Genomic DNA, 20,845 nt, shown 5'->3' with positions numbered 1-20,845 from the left:
GGCCGGGGGGCTCTCGACGTGCTGGGCGGGGGCCGCGGGTGGGGGGCCCGGGGACCGGCCCCCCCCCCCCCGCCGCAAGGGCAAAGCACCAAGAAAACCCACACACCCACCCCCCCCCCGCACCCCCCCCCCCGGCCCCGCCCGCGTCCTGACCCCCTGCGCTGCCTCTCTGCTGCACCTCCCCCACCCCTCCGCTGCCGCGCCGCTCCTCAGCCGGCCGAGCCCGGCAGGGTCGTCGTGGTGAGTGTTCCGGCCGGGACTCCGGCAAGTGCGCCTTCGAAGGAGTCGCGCCAGACGGGCCCCGCGAGGGTGCCGCCGAAGGCCTGGCCGACGGTGGTGCCGCCGATGCTCTGGCCGTCGAGGTCGTGCGGGCTCCTCGTGTCGCTGACGACGGCCGCCCCGGACAGCTCGGGCGTGAACCCGGCGAACCAGACCTGCTTGCTCTCGTCGGTGGTGCCGGTCTTGCCCGCGCTGTCGCGGTCGGTGAGCCCGGCGGGCTTGCCGGTGCCGTCCTGCACGACGCCCAGGAGCATCGTCGTGACGGTGTCGGCGGTCTGCGGGGACATCACCTGGTGACAGTCGGCCTGCGGCACCGCGATGCCGGCGCCGTCCGGCTTGGTCACCGCGGTCACCGCGACCGGGGTGCAGTACGTGCCGTGGTTGGCGAAGGTCGCGTACACGTTGGCCATCTCCAGCGGCGTCAGGTCGTTGCTGCCGAGCGTCAGCGAGGGGACCACCTGGAGCTTGGTGCCGCCCGCCTGGGCGGTGATGCCGAGCGAGTTGGCCATCTTCGCCACGTCGCACAGCCCGGTGTCGGCCTCCAGCTCGGCGAAGTAGGTGTTGACGGACTGGGCCATGGCGTCCGGCATGGCGAACGGGCCGACCAGCGAGTGGCTGTCGTTGTGGACCTCGCCGTTCTCCGGGTAGGTGTTGCCGGCGCAGTCGGACATGGCGGGCCAGGGCATGGAGTACGGCGCGGGGTACTGCTGGCTCGGGCTCGTGCCCTTCTCCAGGGCCGCGGCCGCCACGATCGGCTTGAACGTGGAGCCGGTCGGGAAGCCCAGGCCGCCGCCCATCTTCGTGCCGACGTTGAGGTTGATCTCGGCCTGGTGCGCGCCCAGGCCGTAGTCACGGCTCTGGCCCATCGCGACGATCTTGCCGGTGCCGGGCTGGACGAGGCTCATCACCGCGGCGGCGTCGTCGGTGGTGTACGCGTGTGAGGTCACCGACTCCTGGAGGGACTTCTGTGCCTTGGGCGACAGCGTCGTGTGGATCTGGAGCCCGCCCCTGCTCCACAGCGCCCGCCGCTCGGTGGCCGTCTTGCCGAACGCCGGGTCGGCGAGGACGGTGCGGTGTACGTAGTCGCAGAAGAAGCCCTCGCCCTGGTGGGCGGTGATGCAGCCCTGTCGCGGCGCGCGGATCCGGAGCTTGATGGGCGTGGCGATCGCCTGCTGGGCCTGGGCGGCGGTGATCGAACCGTACTCGGCCATCTTGTTCAGGACGGTGTCGCGGCGCTGCTTGGCGAGGTCCCCGTTGGTGACCGGGTCGTACATGGACGGCGACTGGACGAGCCCGGCCAGCAGGGCCGCCTGGGGCAGGGTCAGGTCCTTGGCGTGCACGCTGAAGTAGCGCTCGGACGCCGCCTCGATGCCGTACGCCTGCTCCCCGAAGAACGTGATGTTGAGGTAGTTGGTGAGGATCTGGTCCTTGGGGAGGGTCTGTTCGAGCTCGATCGCGTACCGCAGCTCCTGGATCTTGCGGCCGATGGTCTGGCGCTGGGCTTCGAGGACCGCCTTCTGGTCACTGCCCGCCTGCTCGACGAAGACGTTCTTGACGTACTGCTGGGTGAGGGTGGAGGCGCCCTGCGCGACGCTTCCGCTGGCGGCGTTCTTGTTCAGCGCGCGCAGCACGCCCTGGAGGTCCACGGCTCCGTGCTGATAGAAGCGGTTGTCCTCGATGTCGACGAGCGCCTTGCGCATGACCGGTGCGATCTGGTCGCCTGGTATGACGGTGCGGTCGCGGTCGTAGACCGTGGCTATGAGCCCGCCGTCGGCGTCGTAGATCTTGGAAGCCTGGGACAGCGGCGGTGTCTTGAACTCGTCGGGCAGGCTGTTGAAGCTCTCCGCCGCGGATTTGGCGCCCACCCCCAGCGCTCCCGCCACCGGCAGCGCGATGCCGGCGGCCAAGGCGCCCGCCAGGACGCTCACTGCGAGGAAGCGAAGGGCACGGGTGAACGCGGATCCAGGGGTCGAGGATCCGTCGGCCGATGATCCGGCCGGGCGGGAACGCGTGAAGGGCATACTGCGAAAGATACGCAGTACACCTATGAGTCAACTCATGGTCCCCCGCATTCGCATCACCTCGCGGCTCCGCGCCCTCGCATCACCTCATGGTTCCCGCCGCCTCGTCACCGATCCGGTGCCGGAGGTGGTCGTAGGCCCAGGAGGCGAGGGTGGTCGGGGTGGTGGTCCGCACCGTGCGCGGCTGCTCGGGTACGAAGTCCTCGCGGAGTCCGGTCGACATGCCGAGCACCGCTTCGACCAGGCCGTCGGTCATCCCGGCGCGGTGGAGCTGGGCGCGCATCGCGTCGTCCGTGATCCGCTCCACGCCGATCGTGCGTCCCGTCGCGGCGGTGAGGAGGTGGGCGACCTCGCGCCAGGTGAGGTCGGCGGGGCCGTGGACCGCCTGGACGCACCGGCCGGACCAGGTGGGCGAGAGCAGCCGGCCGGCGGCCACCTCGGCGATGTCGCGGGGCGCGACCCAGGCCATGGGCTGGTCGAGGGGGAGGATGACCTGGAGCGTGCCGGCGCGCAGCGCGTCGAGTTGCAGTTCGAGGTTGGTGAAGAAGTAGCCGCAGCGCAGATGGGTCACGTCGATGCCGAGGGCGTCGAGAGCGGTTTCCGTGTGGGCAAGTCCGTCGATCTCGCCCGCGCCCTGGCGTTTTTCGGCGCCGACGCTGCTCTGGAAGACGACACGGCCGATCCCGTTCTCGGTGACGGCGCCGACCACGCTCGCGGTGGCCCGCGCGTAGTCGGCGAGGGGATCCTCGCTGCCGGTGGTGGGGTCCACCCAGAACAGGGCGTCCACGCCACGGGTGGCGGCCGCAACCGCAGCGGCGTCGTACTGGTCGACCCGTACGGCGTCCACGTCGTCCTTGACGCCGGGATCCAGCCGCGACGGGTCGCGCAGCAGCACGCGGGGCCGGACGCCGGCCCGCAGCAGTGCGGTGACGACGTGCCGGCCGACGTTGCCGGTCGGGGTGGTGACAGCGATCTGCATGATGTCCTCCCATGCCATGCGGCGGCGGTCGGCCGGACCCGGACGGCCCGGCTCGGTACCGGCCGCGCGCCACGGCGGCCGGTCGACGGCCGGGGCCGGAAACGCTTCGGCCGGTGAGCAGCCGTCGGCAGGATGACCGACGCCGGCGCGAGTGGCCGCCAGGAACACGCCTTCCCGGACAGGCCCGTCGAATGCCGATCGCGGGTTCCGGAGTCAAGGGCTCGCCCCACCTCATCGATGCGGCGGGGTGATTGACTGCGCGGCATGGATGCCGCAGCGACCGGATGGCCGGTGCCGGCATCTGGGACCGGACCTCCAACGCGACGGCGTGGCAGGCAGTTGGCGCCACAGCGGGCACGCGCTCAGCAAGCGCTCGGGGCGCCGGCCGCTCTCACCCCTGCAGTGCCGTACCGCAGCTCCAGCAGAAGCGCGCGCCGCGCTCGGTGGCGAGCCGGCCGCACTCCGGGCACACCTGCGCGAGCAGGCACGCCGCCTCGCCGCCCTCGTCGCTCGGCGGGCCGCCGATGGTGAGCCCCGGTCTGCGCCGGTGCACGGAGAGGTACCCCATGCCCTCGGTGCCGGCGACCAGGGCGCGCCGCGAACCTTTGGGCAGCCAGAGCGCCGTGACCGGGCGCAGCTCCTGGGTGCCCTCCTCGGTACGCAGGTGGCCGCCGCCTTCGAGGACGACCAGCAGGACGTCGAGGGCGAGGTCCGTGTGCTCGTCGATGGCGCGGCCGGGCGGCAGCCGCAGCAGGTTCGCGTCGAGCCCCCGGCCGCTCTCGCCCAGCCGCCACAGGGCGCCGCCGGCGTCCGGCGAGGCCGTCGCGAGGATCCGGCCGAGATCGGCCACCATCCGGGCACTTCGCTGTTCCATCAGTCCGTCACCCTCCCATTGACCAGCAGTGTTTCGCTCCGGTCGCCCCATCGGCCGAAGACACACATGCGTATTGCAAGTATTGCAAAGAGCAAGACAAAAAGCGTATAGCTCGCATCAACTCTCCGGAGTCGCCCCCTCACCCACAGCTGCGCGCGTGCAGTCTGAAGGTGAAGCGGAACACCGGCCACCGTAAGGCAGAGCGGGGGCCCGGTGTGTTCCGGGCAGCCCTGAAAGGAGCGACGGTGTCAGTACGGCGCGGTGCCCGCATGGAAGCGGAGAAGGTGGCGGCCAACGCCACGGAACAGCTTCTGCGAGCGGGGCGGATACTGCGGCGGACCACGACGACACCGGATCTGAGGGCGGTCTACCGCGCCGATCAGAAGGTCAACGACGAGCCGTACCGCGAGCGTTGGGCCCACGACAAGGTGGTGCGCTCCACGCACGGGGTGAACTGCACGGGGTCGTGCTCGTGGAAGGTGTACGTCAAGGACGGCCTCATCACCTGGGAGACCCAGGAGACGGACTATCCCTCGGTGGGCCCCGACCGCCCCGAGTACGAGCCACGCGGCTGTCCCCGCGGCGCCTCCTTCTCCTGGTACACCTACTCCCCCACCCGCGTGCGGTACCCGATGGCCCGCGGGGTCCTGGTGGAGATGTACCGCGAGGCGAAGGCGCGCCTGAAGGACCCGGTGGCGGCCTGGGCCGAGGTCACCCAGGACCCCGAGCGGCGCCGGCGCTACCAGTCGGCCCGCGGCAAGGGCGGCCTGGTGCGGGTCGGCTGGGACGAGGCCCTGGAGATGGCGGCCGCCGCGCAGGTGCACACCATCAAGACGTACGGTCCCGACCGGGTCGCCGGGTTCTCCCCGATCCCCGCGATGTCGATGGCCTCCCACACGGTCGGCGCCCGCTATCACTCGCTCATCGGTGCGCCCATGCTGTCCTTCTACGACTGGTACGCGGATCTGCCGATCGCCTCGCCGCAGGTCTTCGGCGACCAGACGGACGTCCCGGAGTCGGGTGACTGGTGGGACGCGGCGTATCTGATGCTGTGGGGCTCCAACGTGCCGGTGACGCGGACACCGGACGCGCACTGGATGGCCGAGGCGCGCTACCGGGGGCAGAAGGTGGTGGTGGTCTCCCCCGACTACGCGGACGCGACGAAGTTCGCGGACGAGTGGCTGCATCCGCACCCCGGCACCGACGGGGCGCTGGCCATGGCGATGGGCCACGTCATCCTCAGCGAGTTCTTCGTGAAGCGGCAGGTGCCGTACTTCGTCGACTACGTAAGGAAGTTCACGGACCTGCCGTTCCTGGTCGAGGTGACGGCGCAGGAGGACGGCCACAACGTCGCCGGGAAGTTCGTGACCGCGGACGACCTCGGGCTCGGCGACGAGCCGGGCGCGCCGGCCGACCGGTTCCGGCCGGTCCTGGTCGACGAGGTGTCCGGCAGGCCCGTCGTGCCGGGCGGCACGCTCGGCGACCGCTGGTCCAAGGAGGGCGAGGGGCGGTGGAACCTGGAGCTCGGCGACGTCGTGCCCGAGCTGACCTTCCACCGGTCCACGGGCGCCCTGAGCGCCGAGATCCTGCTGCCGCGGTTCGACCGGGCCGGCACGGTGCGGCGCGCGGTGCCGGTGCGGGAGATCGGCGGGCGCCGGGTGACCACGGTCTTCGATCTGCTGCTCGCCCAGTACGGGGTGTGGCGCGAGGGGCTCACGGGGCAGTGGCCCGTCGACTACGAGGACGCCTCGCAGCCGTGCACGCCCGCCTGGCAGGAGACCATCACCTCGGTGCCTGCGGGTGCGGTGGTACGGGCGGCCCGGGAGTTCGCGCACACCGCGGAGAAGACCCGCGGCCGCTGCATGATCGTGATGGGGGCGGGGACCAACCACTGGTTCCACTCCGACACGATCTACCGCTCCTTCCTTTCGTTGCTGCTCCTGACGGGGTGTCAGGGAGTCAATGGCGGCGGCTGGGCGCATTACGTGGGGCAGGAGAAGGTCCGCCCCTACACGGGCTGGCAGCAGATGCAGTCCGCGGCTGACTGGGTGCGCCCGTCACGGCAGATGGCGGGCACCCCGTTCTGGTACCTCCACACCGACCAGTGGCGGTACGAGAAGTACGGCGCGGACGCGCTGTCCTCGCCGGTCGGGCAAGGCCTCTTCACCGGGCGGCACACCGCCGACCTGGTCGCGCAGTCCGCGCGCCTGGGCTGGATGCCCTCCTATCCCACTTTCACCGCCAACCCGCTCGACCTCGGCGCCCGGGTGCACGCCAGTGGGCATGAGCCGGGCGAGTGGACGGCTACCGAACTCGCCGCAGGGCGACTGGAGTTCGCCGCTTCCGACCCGGACGCGCCGGCCAACTGGCCCCGGGTGCTCACCGTGTGGCGGGCCAATCTCATCGGCTCGTCCGCCAAGGGCAACGAGTTCTTCCTGCGCCATCTGCTCGGCACCAGCGACAACGCGTCGGCCGACGAGGCGAGCCCAGAGGAGCGGCCCCGCGACGTCGTGTGGCGTCAGGAGGCTCCGCGCGGCAAGCTCGACCTGCTGCTCGCCCTCGACTTCCGTATGACGTCCACGACGCTGATGGCGGACCTGGTCCTGCCGGCCGCCACCTGGTACGAGAAGCACGACCTGTCCAGCACGGACATGCACCCCTATGTGCACGCGTTCTCGCCGGCGATCGACCCGCCGTGGCAGGCCCGTACCGACTTCGAGATCTTCCACGGGCTCGCGGCCAAGCTCAGCGAGCTCTCGGCCGGCCATCTGGACACCGCCCATGACCTGGTTGCCACCGCCCTCCAGCACGACACCCCGGGCGAGATGGCCCAGCCCGGCGGTACCACTCCCGAGTGGCAGGGCGGCCCGCCCCCGGTGCCCGGGTTCAACATGCCGAACCTCACCCTGGTGGAGCGCGACTACACCTCCGTGGCCGACCGGCTCGCCGCGCTCGGACCGCTGGCCGAACAGCACGGCATGACGGTGAAGGGCGTCACCGTCCATCCCGGGCCCGAGATGCGCTGGCTGGCCAGCCGGTGCGGCACCAAGGCCGAGGGGCCGGCGAGCGGCAGGCCGCTCCTGGACACCGATGTGAAGCTGTGCGAGGCGATCCTGGCGCTCTCCGGCACCACCAACGGGCGGATCGCCGCCGAGGGGTTCGAGCAGCTCGCCCTGCGCTGCGGCCCCGAGAGCGCTCTCGTCTCGCTGTCGGAGACGGTCTCCGAGCGGCGGGTAGTGTTCTCCGACACCCAGCGCGGGCCCGTCCAGGTCGGGGCGAGCTTCGAGTGGTCGGGCAAGGAGGCCCCCGACCGCCGCTACTCCCCCTTCACGATCAACACCGAGCACCGCAAGCCCTGGCACACCCTCACCGGCCGCCAGCACTTCTACCTCGACCACGACTGGATGGCCGAGCTGGGCGAGCAACTCCCGCTGTACCGGCCCCCGTTGGACCTCGCGGCGCTCGGCGAGTACGCCGGGGCGCAGGAGCCCGGCGCCCGTTCCGTCGCGGTCCGCTACGTCACCCCGCACTCGAAGTGGTCCATCCACTCCGAGTACCAGGAGAACCTCCTGATGCAGACCCTGGCGCGCGGCGGGCCCGTCATCTGGATGAGTGTGCAGGACGCCGAAGCCATCGAGGTGGCGGACAACGACTGGATCGAGGCGGTCAACGCCAACGGCGTCGTGGTGGCCCGCGCCATCGTCTCGCACCGCATGCCGGCCGGGACCGTGTTCATGTACCACGTGCAGGAGCGGATGGTGAACGTCCCCAAGTCGGAGACGACCGGCCGGCGCGGCGGTGTACACAACGCGCTCACCAAAGTCCTCATCAAACCGACCCATCTGATCGGCGGATACGGCCAGTTGTCGTTCGCGCCCAACTACTACGGCCCGACCGGCAACCAGCGCGACGCCGTCACCGTGATCCGCCGCCGCTCGCAGAACGTGGAGTACTGAGACCATGCCCCGTCGTGAAGCACGCATCGGACGTGTCATGGCGCAGGTCGCCATGGTCATGAACCTCGACAAGTGCATTGGCTGTCACACCTGTTCGGTCACGTGCAAGCAGACGTGGACCAACCGCACGGGCACCGAGTACGCCTGGTTCAACAACGTCGAGACCCGCCCCGGCCAGGGCTACCCGCGCGGCCACGAGGACCAGGAGAAGTGGAAGGGCGGCTGGCGGCTCAAGAACGGCCGTCTCGTGCCACGCAGCGGCGGCCGCGCGCGGCGCCTCGCCACCCTGTTCGCCAACCCCGAACTTCCGTCCCTGGCCGACTACTACGAGCCGTGGACGTACGACTACGAGACGCTGACCACCGCCCCGCTCGGCGACGACGTGCCGACCGCCCGGCCCCGCTCCCTGATCGACGGCCGGCCCACCGAGGTGACCTGGGGGCCGAACTGGGACGACGACCTGGGCGGCGGCCCCGCACATCTGGCCGGCGACCCGGTGCTGCGGCAGATGAACGAGTCGGTGCGCCTGGAGTACGAGCAGGCGTTCATGTTCTACCTGCCGCGGATCTGCGAGCACTGCCTCAACCCGTCGTGCGTCGCGGTCTGCCCCTCGGGCGCCCTGTACAAACGCATCGAGGACGGCATCGTCCTGGTCGACCAGGACCGCTGCCGCGGCTGGCGGATGTGCGTGTCGGGATGCCCGTACAAGAAGATCTACTTCAACCACCAGAGCGGCAAGGCCGAGAAGTGCACGTTCTGCTATCCGCGCATCGAGGCGGGTGAGCCCACCGTCTGCTCGGAGACCTGTGTGGGCCGGCTCCGCTACCTCGGCGTGATGCTGTACGACGCCGACAAGGTGGGCGAGGCCGCGGCGGTCGCCGACGAGAAGGACCTGTACGAGGCGCAGCTGGAGTGCTTCCTCGACCCGGACGATCCCGAAGTCGCCCGCGCCGCCGAGGAGTCGGGCATCCCGCACGACTGGATCACGGCCGCGCGCCGCTCACCGGTGCGCGCCCTGATCACCGACTACCGGGTGGCGCTTCCGCTGCACCCGGAGTACCGCACCATGCCCATGGTCTGGTACGTGCCGCCGCTGTCGCCCATCGTGGACTCGCTGACCCGCGGCGGTCACGACGGCGAGGACCCGGCGCAGCTGTTCGGTGCCATCGACTCGCTGCGCATCCCTCTGGAGTACCTCGCGGGTCTCTTCACGGCCGGTGACATCGAACCGGTGGAGGCGGCGCTGTGCCGGCTCGCCGCGATGCGCGCCCATATGCGGCGCATCAACCTCGGCGAGGAGCGCGACCCGGCGATCGCCCGAGGGGTGGGTCTCGACGAGCGGCGCATCGAGGAGATGTACCGCCTGCTCGCCATCGCGAAGTACGAGGACCGCTATGTGATCCCCACCAGCTACACCGGTTCGGTCCCCAGCGATCCGGGCGACGGGTGCAGCCTGGACGGCGACGGCGGGCCCGGCATGTACGAGGCGGGGCTGCCCGGCATGGAGGCCTTCCACGCGCCACCGGTGCCCGCGGCGGCCGGCGCGGGTGGGGCAGGCGGCGCGGCCGGCGCGGGTGGGGCAGGCGGCGCGGCCGGCGCGGACGCTTCCGCCAACACCGGGCTGCGCGGCCGGGTCAATCTGCTCAACTGGGACGGCCGGGGTGCCCCGGGCGGGCTCTTCCCGCGCCGCAGGAAGGACGACGGCCGGTGACCCGCGCCGTCGTCGCGCCGCGGGACGCACGAGGGCCCGCGCTCCGCCCCGCCCTCCACCAGGCCGCCTCGCTCCTGCTGGGCTACCCCGACGCCGGCTGGCCCGGCCGGCTGAGCCTCGTCCGCACGACTCTGGAGCAACTCGCCTCACCCGAAGCGGAGTTGCTGCGCGGATTCTGCGACGGCGTGGCCTGCGTGACGCCGCTGGAGCTCGGCGCCCGCTATGTCGCCACCTTCGACCGGAGCCGGCGCCGCGCCCTGCACCTCACGTACTACACCGACGGCGACACCCGGCGGCGCGGCGCCTCCCTCGCCCGCCTCAAGGCCCTCTTCCGCGACCACGGCTGGGAGCAGGGCGACGGGGAGCTGCCCGACTTCCTGCCGGGCGTCCTGGAGTTCGCGGCCCGCTGCCCCGAGCCGGGCCTCGCCGTCCTCGTCGAGCACCGGGCCGCCCTGGAACTGCTCGGCCACGCCCTGGTGAAGTTCCGCAGCCCGTACGGCGATGTGGTGCGCGCGGTGTGCCGCACCTTGCCGGGGCCCGCGCCGGCCGATCACGCGGCGGCGCTGCGCCTGGCGCGCACCGGGCCGCCCACCGAGACCGTGGGCCTCACCCTCGCCCCCTTCTCTCCCCAAGGTTCCCGCCCCACCGAAGGAGCCCACCGGTGACGCACCTGCACATCGCCCTGTGGGGCGTCCTGCCCTACCTCGTCCTGACCGTCCTCGTCGCCGGCACCGCCTGGCGCTACCGCTACGACCGGTTCGGCTTCACCACCCGCTCCAGCCAGCTCCACGAGTCGCGGCTGCTGCGGGTGGGCGGCCCGCTCTTCCACTACGCGCTGCTGCTCGTCATCGGCGGGCACATCACGGGGCTGCTCGTACCCGAGGCGCTCACCCAGCGCCTGCACGTCAGCGAGGAGATGTACCACGCCTCGGCGCTGGCGATGGGCGGAGTCGCGGGGATCGCGTGCGCCGCGGGCCTGGGCATTCTGCTGGTACGCCGACTGCGCACCCCGGGCGTACGCCGCGCCACCAGCCGCAGCGACCGCCTCGTCCACCCACTGCTGACCCTGGTGCTGCTCGCGGGGCTCACCGCCACCGCGACCAGCGCCACCAACCCGTACGACTACCGCCTCGGCGTCTCGGTGTGGTTCCGCAGCCTGTTCGCGCTCGACCCCGACGTGGACGCGATGGCGCACGCCCCGCTCGTGTACCGGCTGCACGCGCTCCTTGCGATGACCCTGTTCGCCGCCTGGCCGTTCAGCCGTCTCATCCACGCCTTCACGGCGCCGCTGGGGTACCTGGTCAGGCCGTACGTCGTCTACCGTTCGCGCGCCCGCGCCACGCCGTACCGCCATCCCGCGGCGGGGGTGCGGCCACGCGGCGAGAAGCCGGCGGCGCGCTGACCGCCCGCCCGACGGGCCGGCTCCGCGTGGCTCAGCGGTCGGCGGCGGCCTCGCGGAAGTGGTCGGCGAGGTGGCGGCGGCCCGTCGCGGGAGCCAGGACGTCCTCGGTGAGCACGGTCAGCGGGAACTCCAGCCGGCCGTACACCCGCAGCGGGGTCAGCAGCCGCGCCGCCCCGAGCCCCGCCCGCAGCGTCCAGGCGGGCAGCCGGGTGATGCGGGCGGGCCGGCCGAGCGCACGGAAGGCCTGCCGCGCGATCTCCTCATGGGTGAGGACGTCGGGGCCACCGAGTTCGACCTCTTCGGCGGCCCCGGTGACCGCGTCGGCGACCGCCGCCGCGACGTCCGCCCCGTCGACCGGGTTGATGCGGAAGCGTCCGCCGCCGAAGACGATCGCGCGGCCCTTGCGGGCCATGTCCAGGTACTCGTCCATGTCGGAGAAGAACCCGTTGGGGTACAGCACGGTGTGCGCGAGCCCGGAGCGCCTCAGCTCCGCCTCGAACTCCCGCTTGGCCCGCACCAGTTGGACGCGTTCGAGGCCGGGGGCGCGCACCACCGACACATAGACGAAGCGGGCCGCTCCGGCGCGGCGCGCCTCCGCCAGGAGGGCGCGGTTCGCGCCGTAGTCGACGTCCCAGCAGGTCGGCGCCGAGCCCCGGCCGCCACCCTTGCCAGGCCCCCTGCCGCCGCTCCTGCCCTTGCCCACCAGGCCGATCGTGCTGACCACGACGTCGACGCCGTCGCAGCATCCGCGCAGGGCTTCGGGGTCGGTCGCGTCGCCGATGTGCACCTCGTGGACCCAGGCACGGACCGGGCGAGCCGGTCCGGGGTGCGGGCCAGCGCCCTGACCTCGTGACCGCGCCCGGCCAGCTCGCGTACGACCCGGCCGCCCAAGTAGCCGGTCGCACCGGCCACCAGTACCTTCACCCGTCCCGCCCCCTCGCGGTCGCCGTCAGCGTCCGGGCGCGAGCGGGTCCGTGACGAGCCCGCCGATGCGCCGCACCTCGTCGAACGGGTCCACGGCCAGCTCGCCCGCGGCGCGGGTCAGGGCACGCAGGGCGGGCACCAGGCCGGCCCGTTCCTCGGCGGGCACCCGGGCGACGAGGGCGGCGACCTCGGCCTGCCGGTGCGCCATCACCTTCCCCACCAGGGAGCGGCCCGCGTCCGTCAGGTTCAGTACGACCTCGCGCCGGCTGGCCGGGTTGGTCCTGCGGTCGACCAGGCCGGCGGCCTCCAGACGGTCGACCATCCGCATCGCGGTGGACGGGTTCACGCCGAGCGTCGTGGCCATGGCGGCGAGCTTGAGCGGCTCGCAGCTCTCCAGGACGACGAGGGCGCGCAGTTGCGGAAGCGTCATGGAGTCGTCGATCGATGCGAGGGCGCGCGCGGAGATCGCCACCAGGAGGCGCGAGGCGGCCATGACGGCCACGGCGACCTCCTCGGCCTCGTGGTCCAAGGCGCGCCGGTCGGCCCCCGCGCCTCCGGCCTCAGCCCCTCCGGCCTCCGCACCCCAGGCCTCCGCGCCACCGGGCCCGGCGTCACCGGCCTCCACGCCACCCGTGCCCGCGTCGCCGGCACCGGCCTGGCTGCCGGAAGGTTTCCGCGGCTTCCGCGCCGCGGCTTCGTCGTGCGCCATGGACATTGATATCCACCCCGATGGGTCAAGGCTGCCTCAAGACGGACAGACGCCCCTTGTAATCATTGCAGTCTGCAATGTTAGCCTGTGTTCGGATCGACCGGACCTGCGCGGGCGCGACGGGACCGGTCAGCAAGGAGTGATTGACGATGAAGGTGGAGCCGATACGCGAAGCCTATTCGTTCGTGTGTCTGCACGGCGGGCACGCCTGGGAAGGTTCGTACGGGATACACCACTCGACGGATGCGAACGGTGCCCGGCGCGCGGACTACTACGTCCGGGGCGTCCAGGAGCCCTCTCCCCTGACCCAGAACACGTGCCGGATCTGCCACCGCACCACGATCCGAGTCCTGCGTTCCGGCCGCGTCACAGCGGCCCGCCCGCTCGTCGACTGACCGGGCGCCGTCCGCAGGCACCGCGTCCGACGAAGCACGCCGCGCCTTCGGGCACGTGAGGGCCGGGCCACGCGCGTCCCACCGCCGTCCGCCTTCCGCCACCCGCCTCATCCGTTCTCGCCCCACCCCCTCCTGACGGGCAGCGCCGCCCGTCCACTCCCCGCTGCCCCGGGCCCGCGGGCACCACGTCGTGCCCGGGTCGGCGGACCCTGCCACCCTGCCCGAACACGGAGCCCTGCCATGCCCTTCACCAGCGCCGCCCATCCCCATCCACCCGCACGCCACGGCGTGAAGATTCCGCACCTCGGGGACTTCCACGTGCCGCCGCGCGTCGTGGCCATCACCGCGCTCGCCATCCCAATCGGCGGGGCCGCGGCGCTGGTCGCCGTCGCGCTGCTCAAGCTGATCGCGCTCTTCACCAACCTCTGCTTCTACGGCAGGTTCGCCTTCTCGACGACCGCGCCGCACGACACCCCGCACCGCTGGCTCCTCGTGATCATGCCCATCGTCGGCGGTCTGGTCATCGGTGTGATGGCGCGCTACGGATCGGAGAAGATCCGAGGTCACGGCATGCCGGAGGCCATCGAGTCGATCCTGATCGGCGGCAGCCGTGTGCAGCCCCGCGTTGCGGCGCTCAAGCCGCTGTCGGCCGCGATATCCATCGGCACCGGCGGCCCCTTCGGCGCCGAAGGCCCGATCATCATGACCGGCGGCGCGGTCGGCTCGATCATCTCCCAGCACCTGCGCGTCACCACGGACGAACGCAAGGCGTTGCTCGTCGCGGGTTCCGCGGCCGGCATGGCCGCGACGTTCAACGCGCCGCTCGCCGCGATCCTGCTCGCCGTGGAGTTGCTGCTCTTCGAGTGGCGCCCGCGCTCCTACCTGCCCGTCGCCGTCGCCGCCGCGACCGCCACGCTCGTACGCGGCCCGCTGCTCGGCACCGCGCCCCTGTTCGGCGGCGCCCACGTCCCCGCACACCTTCCCGTATCAGCGTACGGGCTGTGCGTCGTCGCGGGCCTCGCCGCCGGCCTGCTCGCCCTCGGCGCGACCTGGCTCGTCTACTTCTCCGAGGACCTCTTCGCCAAGCTGCCCTTCCACTGGATGTGGTGGCCGGCCATCGGCGGCGCCATCATCGGCGTCGGCGGCCTCTTCGAGCCCCGCGCCCTCGGTGTCGGCTACGACGTCATCGACCAGCTCCTGACCGGGCGCGCCACGACGGGCCTGATCATCGGCATCCTCGTCGTCAAGACCCTCATCTGGGGCCTGTCGCTGGGCTCGGGCACCTCGGGCGGCGTCCTCGCTCCTATGTTCATGATCGGCGGAGCGCTCGGTGCGGCCGAGGGGCTCATCTTCCCCCAGGTCAGTCCCGGCTTCTGGGCACTGGTCTCGCTCGCGGGCGTGCTGGGCGGCGTGATGCGCTCACCGCTCACCGGCATCGTGTTCTGCCTGGAGCTGACCCATGAGATGAACGCCCTCATCCCCATGGTCATCACCGCGTCGGCCGCGTATCTCCTGTCGGTCATCGTGCTCAAGCGCTCGGTGCTCACCGAGAAGCTCGCCCGTCGCGGGATGCACCTGACACGCGAGTACTCCGTCGACCCGCTGGAGGTCCATCTCGTACGGCAGTTGGAGACTCCGCTGCGCCTCACCCTGGAGGCCGGGCAGACGGTGGGCGAGGCCGCCCGGACGCTGCACACCGCCTACGAGGCCGGCGACCCGGACAAGCTTCTGGCGCAGCGCCTCTACCCCGTGCTCGAAGGTGACACCCTTGCCGGTGTCGTCACCCGCCACCAGCTGGTCCACGGCTCCGACGACGACAGCACACCCCTGTCAGACCTCGCACGCCCCGCCGTGACCGCCTTCGAGGACGAGACGCTGCGGACCTTGGCCAACCGGATGGCGGAGCACGACATCACCCGGATCCTCATCGTCAGCCGCGACCAACTCCCGCGCCTGGAAGGCCTGGTGAGCCTGCGTCAGCTTCTGCACGCACGCCGCGTCGACCTGCACGAGGAGCAGCACCGCGAGCGCCATCTGACCCTGCGGCCCCGCCGCGGCCGCTCCATCGTGGTGGCCTCGGGCCCCGGCATCAAGCCCCTGCCCGCCGACGAGGAGCCCACACCGCTTCCCGCCCAGCACGCGGGCTGAGGGCTCCCGTCCACCTCCCACACCCAGGGGGCCCCGGGGTTTTGCCCGGGGCTCAGCGCCCGGTCGGCGACGGCTCGGGCCGGGCGGCGGGGCGCCGGTCCGCGGGAAGCGCGCAGGCCGGTGTGCCACCCGGCATCCGGTCGCGGTGGTCGGCGACGAGCCGGTAGACGCCATGGGCGATCCACCGCGCGGGAGGCAGGGTGAGCAGCGCCCCCAGGACGCTCCAGCCGCCGCCCGAGCTCAGCAGCAACTTCGCCACACCCTGCGCGCCGCCGTACACGGCCCCGGTGGGGGTGACCCACAACACCTCGTGCTCGGCGCGCTGTTGGGTGACCCCGAGGACATCCAGGTCGGCGAATTGCCAGGGAACACTCTCGCAGCGGGGCCGCAGGCGCCGCTCGGCGAAGTTCACGCAGGTGCTGCAGAACGCGCAATCTCCGTCGTAGACGAGTACAGGTCGAGTACGCATGCTCCCATCATGCCCCGCCCGCCCGGCCGTCCTCTCGCCCGGCCGTCCTCTCGCCCGGCGCCGTCCTCTGCCTCCCTCCCTCCCTCCCGCTACCTCCCCACCTCCCACCTCCCTCTATGCTTCTTGCATATATGTTGCAGTAGCGAAATAGGTGCAGAAGAGGTGTTCGGGGTGGGGTATCCGGTGGTGCTCGGGATCGAGTCGTCCTGCGACGAGACCGGCGCCGGTCTTGTACGGGGCGGGCGGCTGCTGGGCCACGCGGTGGCGTCGAGCATGGACGAGCACGCACGGTACGGCGGAGTCGTCCCCGAGATCGCCGCCCGGGCCCATGTCCACTCCTTCACCCCGGTCGTCCACCGGGCGCTCGACGAGGCCGGGCTGAGCATGTCCGACATCGACGCGGTCGCCGTGACCACCGGCCCCGGCCTGTCGGGCGCGCTCCAGGTGGGGCTGGCCGGCGCGAAGGGACTCGCATACGCCTTGGACGTACCGCTGTACGGGGTCCACCACCTGGCGGGGCACGTCGCCGCCGACACCCTGGAGCACGGCCCGCTGCCGGACCCGTGCGTGGTGCTCATCGTCTCCGGCGGTCACACCTCGCTGCTGCTCGTACGGGACCTGGCCCGCGACCCGATCACACACCTCGGGGACACCCTGGACGACGCGGCGGGCGAATGCTTCGACAAGGTGGCCCGCGTCTTCGGGCTCCCCTATCCCGGCGGCCCCGCCGTCGACCGGGCGGCCCGAGCGGGCGACGCCGGCGCGGTCACCTTCCCGCGGCCGTTGACCGGGCCGTGCGACGACCCGTACGCCTTCTCCTTCTCGGGACTCAAGACGGCCGCCGCCCGCTGGGCGGAGCGCCATGCGGGCCGGCCGCTCCCCGTGGCCGACGGCTCGGCCGCGCTCCAGGAAGCCATCGCCGACGTACTCACCCGCAAGGCCGTGGCCGCCTGCCGGGCGCACGGGGTCACGACCTTGGTCGTGGTGGGCGGGGTCGCCGCGAACTCGCGGGTGCGCTCGCTCGCCGAGGAGCGCTGCGCGGCGGCCGGGATCACCCTGCGGGTGCCGCCCCTGAAGCTGTGCACCGACAACGGCGCGATGATCGCCGCGGTGGGCGACCTCCTGGTCCGCGCGGGCGCCGAACCGGCCCCGCTCGACGTCTCCATCGACCCGTCCGCTCCACTGGAGTACGCGGCACTGCACCCACGCGCCCGAACCGCCCGAACCCCGCACGCCGCGTGACGCGTACGCACGCGGCCCGCCCCGGCCGACGTCTGCGGGGCGTCACTGCCGCGTCAGCGGGGCCTCAGCCCCGCGTCACCGCTCGCCCGCGAGGTCGAGCTCGCCCAGCGGCTCCGAGGTGACGGCCGGGGCCCCGGCCGTGCGCCACGGGTGGTCGAGCGGCGCAGTCAGGGGCTGCCACCACGGTGTCGTGGGCAGCTCGCCCGCGGGCTCGAAGGGCTCGCCGGGGCGGGGGAAGGCCGCCGCCTGTTCCGCCCTTTCCGCCGCGTCCTTCGTCCACTCGCCGGGCTCGGCCCAGGCATGCGGGGCGAGGTTGAACGTGCCCCAGTGAATGGGCATCGTCACGCCCTGCGGAGCGCCGCCCTGAAGGTCGAGGTGGGCCTGCATGCCCTCCGCCGGCGTCATGTGGATGTCGGGCCAGAACTCGCTGTACGCCCCGATCTGGATCATGGTGGCGTCGAACGGGCCGTGCTGCGCGCCGATCTCCTTGAAGCCGTCGAAATAGCCCGTGTCACCGCTGTGGTAGATCCGGTGCTCGGGCCCGGTCACCACCCACGAGGCCCAGAGGGTGTGCTGCCGGTTGCGCAGACCGCGACCGCAGAAGTGGCGCGCCGGGGTCGCGGTGAGGGTGATCCCCCCGACCTCGACCGACTCGTTCCAGTCGAGCTCGTGGATCCGGTCGGGAGCGACGCCCCAGTGCTCCAGGTGGGCGCCGACGCCGAGCGGCACCGCGAACACCGTGCCCGTACCGGCCAGCGCGCGGATGGTCGGCAGGTCGAGGTGGTCGTAGTGGTCGTGCGAGATGACGACCGCGTCGACCGGGCCGAGCGCGGCCAGCGGCAGCGGCACGGGGTGGAGCCGCTTGGGTCCGGCGAACGCGAACGGGGAGCAGCGCTCGCCCCACACCGGGTCGAACAGCACCCGTCGGCCGTCGATCTCGGCGAGCACGCTCGAATGCCCCATCCAGGTGAGACGCAACCCCGTGGCGGGCGGCGCGGCAATGTCGGCGAGGGTCGTCGGGTGGACCGGAATGGTGCCGGTGGGAGCGCGGCGTACGCGCTGCTCCTTGGCGAAGAACTGTTTGGCGAACTCCACGGTGGAGCCCGAAGGGCGGGTGCGCGCGCCCTCGGGGTTCTGGAACACGCCGTCCGCGAAGTTGGGCGAGCGGCGGATCCGGTCCCAGCGCTCGCCCTTCGAGTCGGCGCCGAACGCGTCGGGCCGCAGCTCGCGGAGTCTGGAACGGAGCGGATGCAGAGAACCAGCGCCGGTCACGGCACCTCCTGGGGTGTTCGGGTTGTTTCCATTATGTGCGCCCCCGCGCCCGCCCTCACGCCGCCGCCCTGCTCGCACGCCGGGCTCGCACGCCGAGGCGCTCGCACGCGGGGCCGGGGCGCCGAGCGGCGGGGGCCCGTCAGGCGCCGCCCCGACGAGGCTGACCGTACGCACGCTCCACGCGCAGCCGCAGCACGAGCCGCCGGTCGCGGACCATGGCGGCGCGGAACTCGTCCCAGTCGGGGTGCTCCCCCTGGGCGTCCCGGTAGAGGGCGACGAGTTCCTCGACCGTCGCGTCGTCCGGGGCACCGGCGACCGGGGTGAGGTCGGCCGTCCCCTCCGCGACGGTCCACGCCCAGCGGTCGTCGCTGCTCACGTGGTAGCTCGCTCGCGGGTCACGCCGCAGGTTCTTGGTCTTGGCCCGGTCGTCGGTGAGCGAGACCTTGATGACGCCCTCCGCCGGATAGTAGACGTGGTTGACGTTGGAGAGCTGGGGCCGGCCGTCCCGCTTCAGGGTGACCAGTACGCCGCCGCCGTACTCGGCGACGAGTTCGAGCAGCGCTTTCTGGGGTGCGTCGAATGCCGTCATGGCTGGGGAACGCGGATGCGGGCGGCCGGATTCCCCGGACCGCCAGAACAGGGCGCCGGATTCACCGGGTCACAGAACAGAGCGCCGGATTCACCGGACCGCCAGAACAGGGCCCGCACAGCGGCTGCCATGATGCGAGGATGATCACCCCCATACCCCCCGTGGTGCCCGCCGGACGGATGGCGCGGACCCCTCAGCCCACCTTCGTGCTGCCCGGCGGCCGCGAGCTGCGCCCCTGGCGCGAGTCGGACGCCGACGTCCTGGTGGCTTCGTGCCTCGACCCGGCGATCGTGCAGTGGAACCGCTCCGAACCGCTGTCGCCCGGCGCCGCGCGCGAGAAGATCGCCCGCTGGGGGCACCGCTGGACCGAGGAGGCCTCGGCGATCTGGGCGATCTCACGACGCGACGACGACCGGGCGGTGGGCCTGATCGGGGTGGGAGACCTCGATCTGCGCGGCGGCAGTGGGGAGCTCCTGTACTGGCTGCTCCCGTCGGGCCGCGGCGCGGGCGCCGCACTCGACGCCACCTTGCGGGTCAGCCGGTGGGCACTCGACGAGCTGGGGCTGCACCGCATGCGCATCACGCATTCGGTGGGCAACCCCGCCTCGTGCCGGGTGGCACAGCGCGCCGGGTTCGCCCTCGAAGGCACGATGCGCAGTGCGCTGCTGCACGCGGACGGCTGGCACGACGAGCATCTGCACGCCCGGGTGGCGGGCGACCCCTGGCCGTACGAGAACTGACGCCCGGCCGCCCTCAGTTACGCCCACAGCAAGCAACCGTTCCCCACGCCTCCTAGCGCGGGCAGAGTGACCGCCATGAGATTGCTGATGCTGGGCGGAACGGAATTCGTCGGCCGGGCCGTGACCGAGGCGGCACTTGGCCGCGGACATGAGGTGACGGTCTTCCACCGGGGCCGCCACGAGCCGCCCGCCGGGGTGGCCTCGCTGCACGGCGACCGCACCACCGCCGAGGGCCTGGCCGCGCTCAGGGACGGCGAGTGGGACGTGGTCGTCGACACCTGGTCCGGCTCCCCGGCCTCGGTCCGCGACACGGCGCGGCTGCTCGCCGGACGGGCCGGGCGGTACGTGTACGTGTCCAGCCGCTCGGTGTACCCCCATCCGACGCCGCCCGGTGCCGACGAGGAGGCGCCGCTGGTGGAGGGCTCCCCCGACGAGGCGGGCGAGGTGGCCTATCCGCAGGCCAAGCGCGGCGGCGAGCTGGCCGCGGTCCGTGCATTCGGAGCGGACCGCACGGTGTTGGTGCGTGCGGGGCTGATCCTCGGTCCGTACGAGAACATCGGCCGCCTGCCGTGGTGGCTGAACCGGGCGGCACGCGGCGGCGACATGCTCGCGCCCGGGCCGCGCGACCTGGGGGTGCAGTACATCGACTGCCGCGACCTCGCGCAGTGGACCATGGACGCGGCGCAGGCCGGCCTCGGGGGCGCGTACAACGTCGTCAGTCCGCCGGACCACGCCACGATGGGCTCGCTGCTCGACGCCTGCGTACGGGTCACCGGCGGGCGGGCCGACCTGCGCTGGACCGACCCCGAGATGATTCTCGCCGCCGGAATCGAGCCCTGGCAGCATCTGCCGGTGTGGATTCCGCCTGGCGAGCTGTACGACACGATGCACCGCAGCCCGGTCACGAAGGCGCTCGCCACCGGGCTGCGCTGCCGCCCCGTCGAGGAGACGGTCGCCGACACCTGGGCGTGGCTCCGCTCGATCGGCGGTGCCGCTCCCCAGCGGCCGGACCGCCCCCGCGTCGGCCTCGACCCGGAGACCGAGGCGAAGGTACTGATGGCCCGTCGGCCGTCAACTCCCATGCAGGAAGACCATGATGATGCGCCATCAGGTATCTCACAGGACAGGAGCTGAT

General features: G+C 72.3%; 17 protein-coding genes and 1 pseudogene. 9 read left to right on the top strand and 9 right to left on the bottom strand.

Annotated elements, in window-relative coordinates:
• Nucleotides 1–209: 209 nt before the first annotated feature.
• From AB0D31_RS13035 to AB0D31_RS13025, 3 genes are all read right to left on the bottom strand, one after another.
• Entirely contained in the window at nt 210–2,207 is a 1,998-nt protein-coding gene (locus tag AB0D31_RS13035; protein ID WP_362721091.1) for a transglycosylase domain-containing protein, read from the bottom strand.
• A 175-nt stretch (nt 2,208–2,382) separates the two neighbouring features.
• The gene (locus AB0D31_RS13030; protein ID WP_362721089.1) at nt 2,383–3,279 is read right to left on the bottom strand and encodes an NAD(P)H-binding protein; all 897 of its coding nucleotides are present in this window, start codon (nt 3,277–3,279) and stop codon (nt 2,383–2,385) included.
• 391 nt (nt 3,280–3,670) lie between these two features.
• Nucleotides 3,671–4,153, bottom strand: a complete 483-nt coding sequence (locus AB0D31_RS13025) for a zinc ribbon domain-containing protein (RefSeq protein WP_362721087.1) — start codon at nt 4,151–4,153, stop codon at nt 3,671–3,673.
• 269 nt (nt 4,154–4,422) lie between these two features.
• Here AB0D31_RS13025 and AB0D31_RS13020 point away from each other — a divergent pair, with 269 nt between their 5' ends.
• From AB0D31_RS13020 to narI, 4 genes are read left to right on the top strand one after another with little or no spacing between them, the layout of a single operon-like run.
• The gene (locus AB0D31_RS13020) at nt 4,423–8,109 is read left to right on the top strand and encodes a nitrate reductase subunit alpha (protein ID WP_362721108.1); all 3,687 of its coding nucleotides are present in this window, start codon (nt 4,423–4,425) and stop codon (nt 8,107–8,109) included.
• 4 nt (nt 8,110–8,113) lie between these two features.
• Nucleotides 8,114–9,820: a nitrate reductase subunit beta gene (narH, locus tag AB0D31_RS13015; RefSeq protein WP_362721085.1), complete on the top strand. Its 1,707-nt coding sequence runs from the start codon at nt 8,114–8,116 to the stop codon at nt 9,818–9,820.
• Nucleotides 9,817–10,485, top strand: coding sequence for a nitrate reductase molybdenum cofactor assembly chaperone (gene narJ / locus AB0D31_RS13010; RefSeq protein ID WP_362721082.1), 669 nt, complete (start codon nt 9,817–9,819; stop codon nt 10,483–10,485). Before narH ends, narJ begins: the two co-directional genes overlap by 4 nt.
• Nucleotides 10,482–11,222 (top strand): respiratory nitrate reductase subunit gamma, encoded by a 741-nt coding sequence (narI, locus tag AB0D31_RS13005; protein ID WP_362721079.1) that lies wholly within the window; start codon nt 10,482–10,484, stop codon nt 11,220–11,222. Before narJ ends, narI begins: the two co-directional genes overlap by 4 nt.
• A 31-nt stretch (nt 11,223–11,253) precedes the next feature.
• Here narI and AB0D31_RS13000 read toward each other — a convergent pair whose 3' ends face one another.
• The 3 genes and pseudogenes from AB0D31_RS13000 to AB0D31_RS12990 all read right to left on the bottom strand — a co-directional run bounded on the left by AB0D31_RS13000 (nt 11,254) and on the right by AB0D31_RS12990 (nt 12,855).
• Nucleotides 11,254–12,009: an NAD(P)H-binding protein gene (locus AB0D31_RS13000; protein ID WP_362721076.1), complete on the bottom strand. Its 756-nt coding sequence runs from the start codon at nt 12,007–12,009 to the stop codon at nt 11,254–11,256.
• Nucleotides 12,010–12,050: 41 nt separating this feature from the next.
• A pseudogene (locus tag AB0D31_RS12995) lies at nt 12,051–12,134 on the bottom strand (NmrA family NAD(P)-binding protein); the annotation flags it as partial.
• Between the two features lie 37 nt (nt 12,135–12,171).
• The gene (locus AB0D31_RS12990) at nt 12,172–12,855 is read right to left on the bottom strand and encodes a MarR family transcriptional regulator (protein WP_362721073.1); all 684 of its coding nucleotides are present in this window, start codon (nt 12,853–12,855) and stop codon (nt 12,172–12,174) included.
• 149 nt (nt 12,856–13,004) lie between these two features.
• Between AB0D31_RS12990 and AB0D31_RS12985 the strand changes: the two genes are divergently transcribed.
• Together AB0D31_RS12985 and AB0D31_RS12980 are read left to right on the top strand one after the other, a co-directional pair.
• Nucleotides 13,005–13,250, top strand: coding sequence for a hypothetical protein (locus AB0D31_RS12985; protein ID WP_362721070.1), 246 nt, complete (start codon nt 13,005–13,007; stop codon nt 13,248–13,250).
• Between the two features lie 240 nt (nt 13,251–13,490).
• A complete protein-coding gene (locus AB0D31_RS12980; RefSeq protein ID WP_362721068.1) occupies nt 13,491–15,398 on the top strand; it encodes a chloride channel protein in 1,908 nt (635 codons plus the stop codon).
• 52 nt (nt 15,399–15,450) lie between these two features.
• On the opposite strand, the gene AB0D31_RS12975 is transcribed toward AB0D31_RS12980, so the two are convergent.
• Nucleotides 15,451–15,867, bottom strand: a complete 417-nt coding sequence (locus AB0D31_RS12975; protein ID WP_362721065.1) for a DUF393 domain-containing protein — start codon at nt 15,865–15,867, stop codon at nt 15,451–15,453.
• A gap of 171 nt (nt 15,868–16,038) precedes the next feature.
• Here AB0D31_RS12975 and tsaD point away from each other — a divergent pair, with 171 nt between their 5' ends.
• Nucleotides 16,039–17,109, top strand: a complete 1,071-nt coding sequence (gene tsaD, locus AB0D31_RS12970) for a tRNA (adenosine(37)-N6)-threonylcarbamoyltransferase complex transferase subunit TsaD (protein ID WP_362721062.1) — start codon at nt 16,039–16,041, stop codon at nt 17,107–17,109.
• Between the two features lie 75 nt (nt 17,110–17,184).
• Here tsaD and AB0D31_RS12965 read toward each other — a convergent pair whose 3' ends face one another.
• Nucleotides 17,185–18,381, bottom strand: a complete 1,197-nt coding sequence (locus AB0D31_RS12965) for an MBL fold metallo-hydrolase (RefSeq protein ID WP_362721060.1) — start codon at nt 18,379–18,381, stop codon at nt 17,185–17,187.
• Nucleotides 18,382–18,520: 139 nt separating this feature from the next.
• Complete coding sequence (locus AB0D31_RS12960) at nt 18,521–18,970, bottom strand: PPOX class F420-dependent oxidoreductase (protein WP_362721057.1); 450 nt, start codon at nt 18,968–18,970, stop codon at nt 18,521–18,523.
• A gap of 140 nt (nt 18,971–19,110) precedes the next feature.
• On the opposite strand from AB0D31_RS12960, the gene AB0D31_RS12955 reads away from it, so the two are divergent.
• Nucleotides 19,111–19,710, top strand: a complete 600-nt coding sequence (locus AB0D31_RS12955) for a GNAT family N-acetyltransferase (RefSeq protein WP_362721055.1) — start codon at nt 19,111–19,113, stop codon at nt 19,708–19,710.
• A gap of 75 nt (nt 19,711–19,785) precedes the next feature.
• Nucleotides 19,786–20,844: an NAD-dependent epimerase/dehydratase family protein gene (locus tag AB0D31_RS12950; protein ID WP_362721053.1), complete on the top strand. Its 1,059-nt coding sequence runs from the start codon at nt 19,786–19,788 to the stop codon at nt 20,842–20,844.
• The last annotated feature ends 1 nt before the right edge of the window (nt 20,845 follow it).

This window comes from Streptomyces sp. NPDC048361, from assembly GCF_040651795.1.
In the GTDB taxonomy this organism is placed as follows: domain Bacteria; phylum Actinomycetota; class Actinomycetes; order Streptomycetales; family Streptomycetaceae; genus Streptomyces.
Note: the sequence above shows the minus strand (reverse complement) of the source record. Positions and strands in the feature narration are given on the sequence as shown.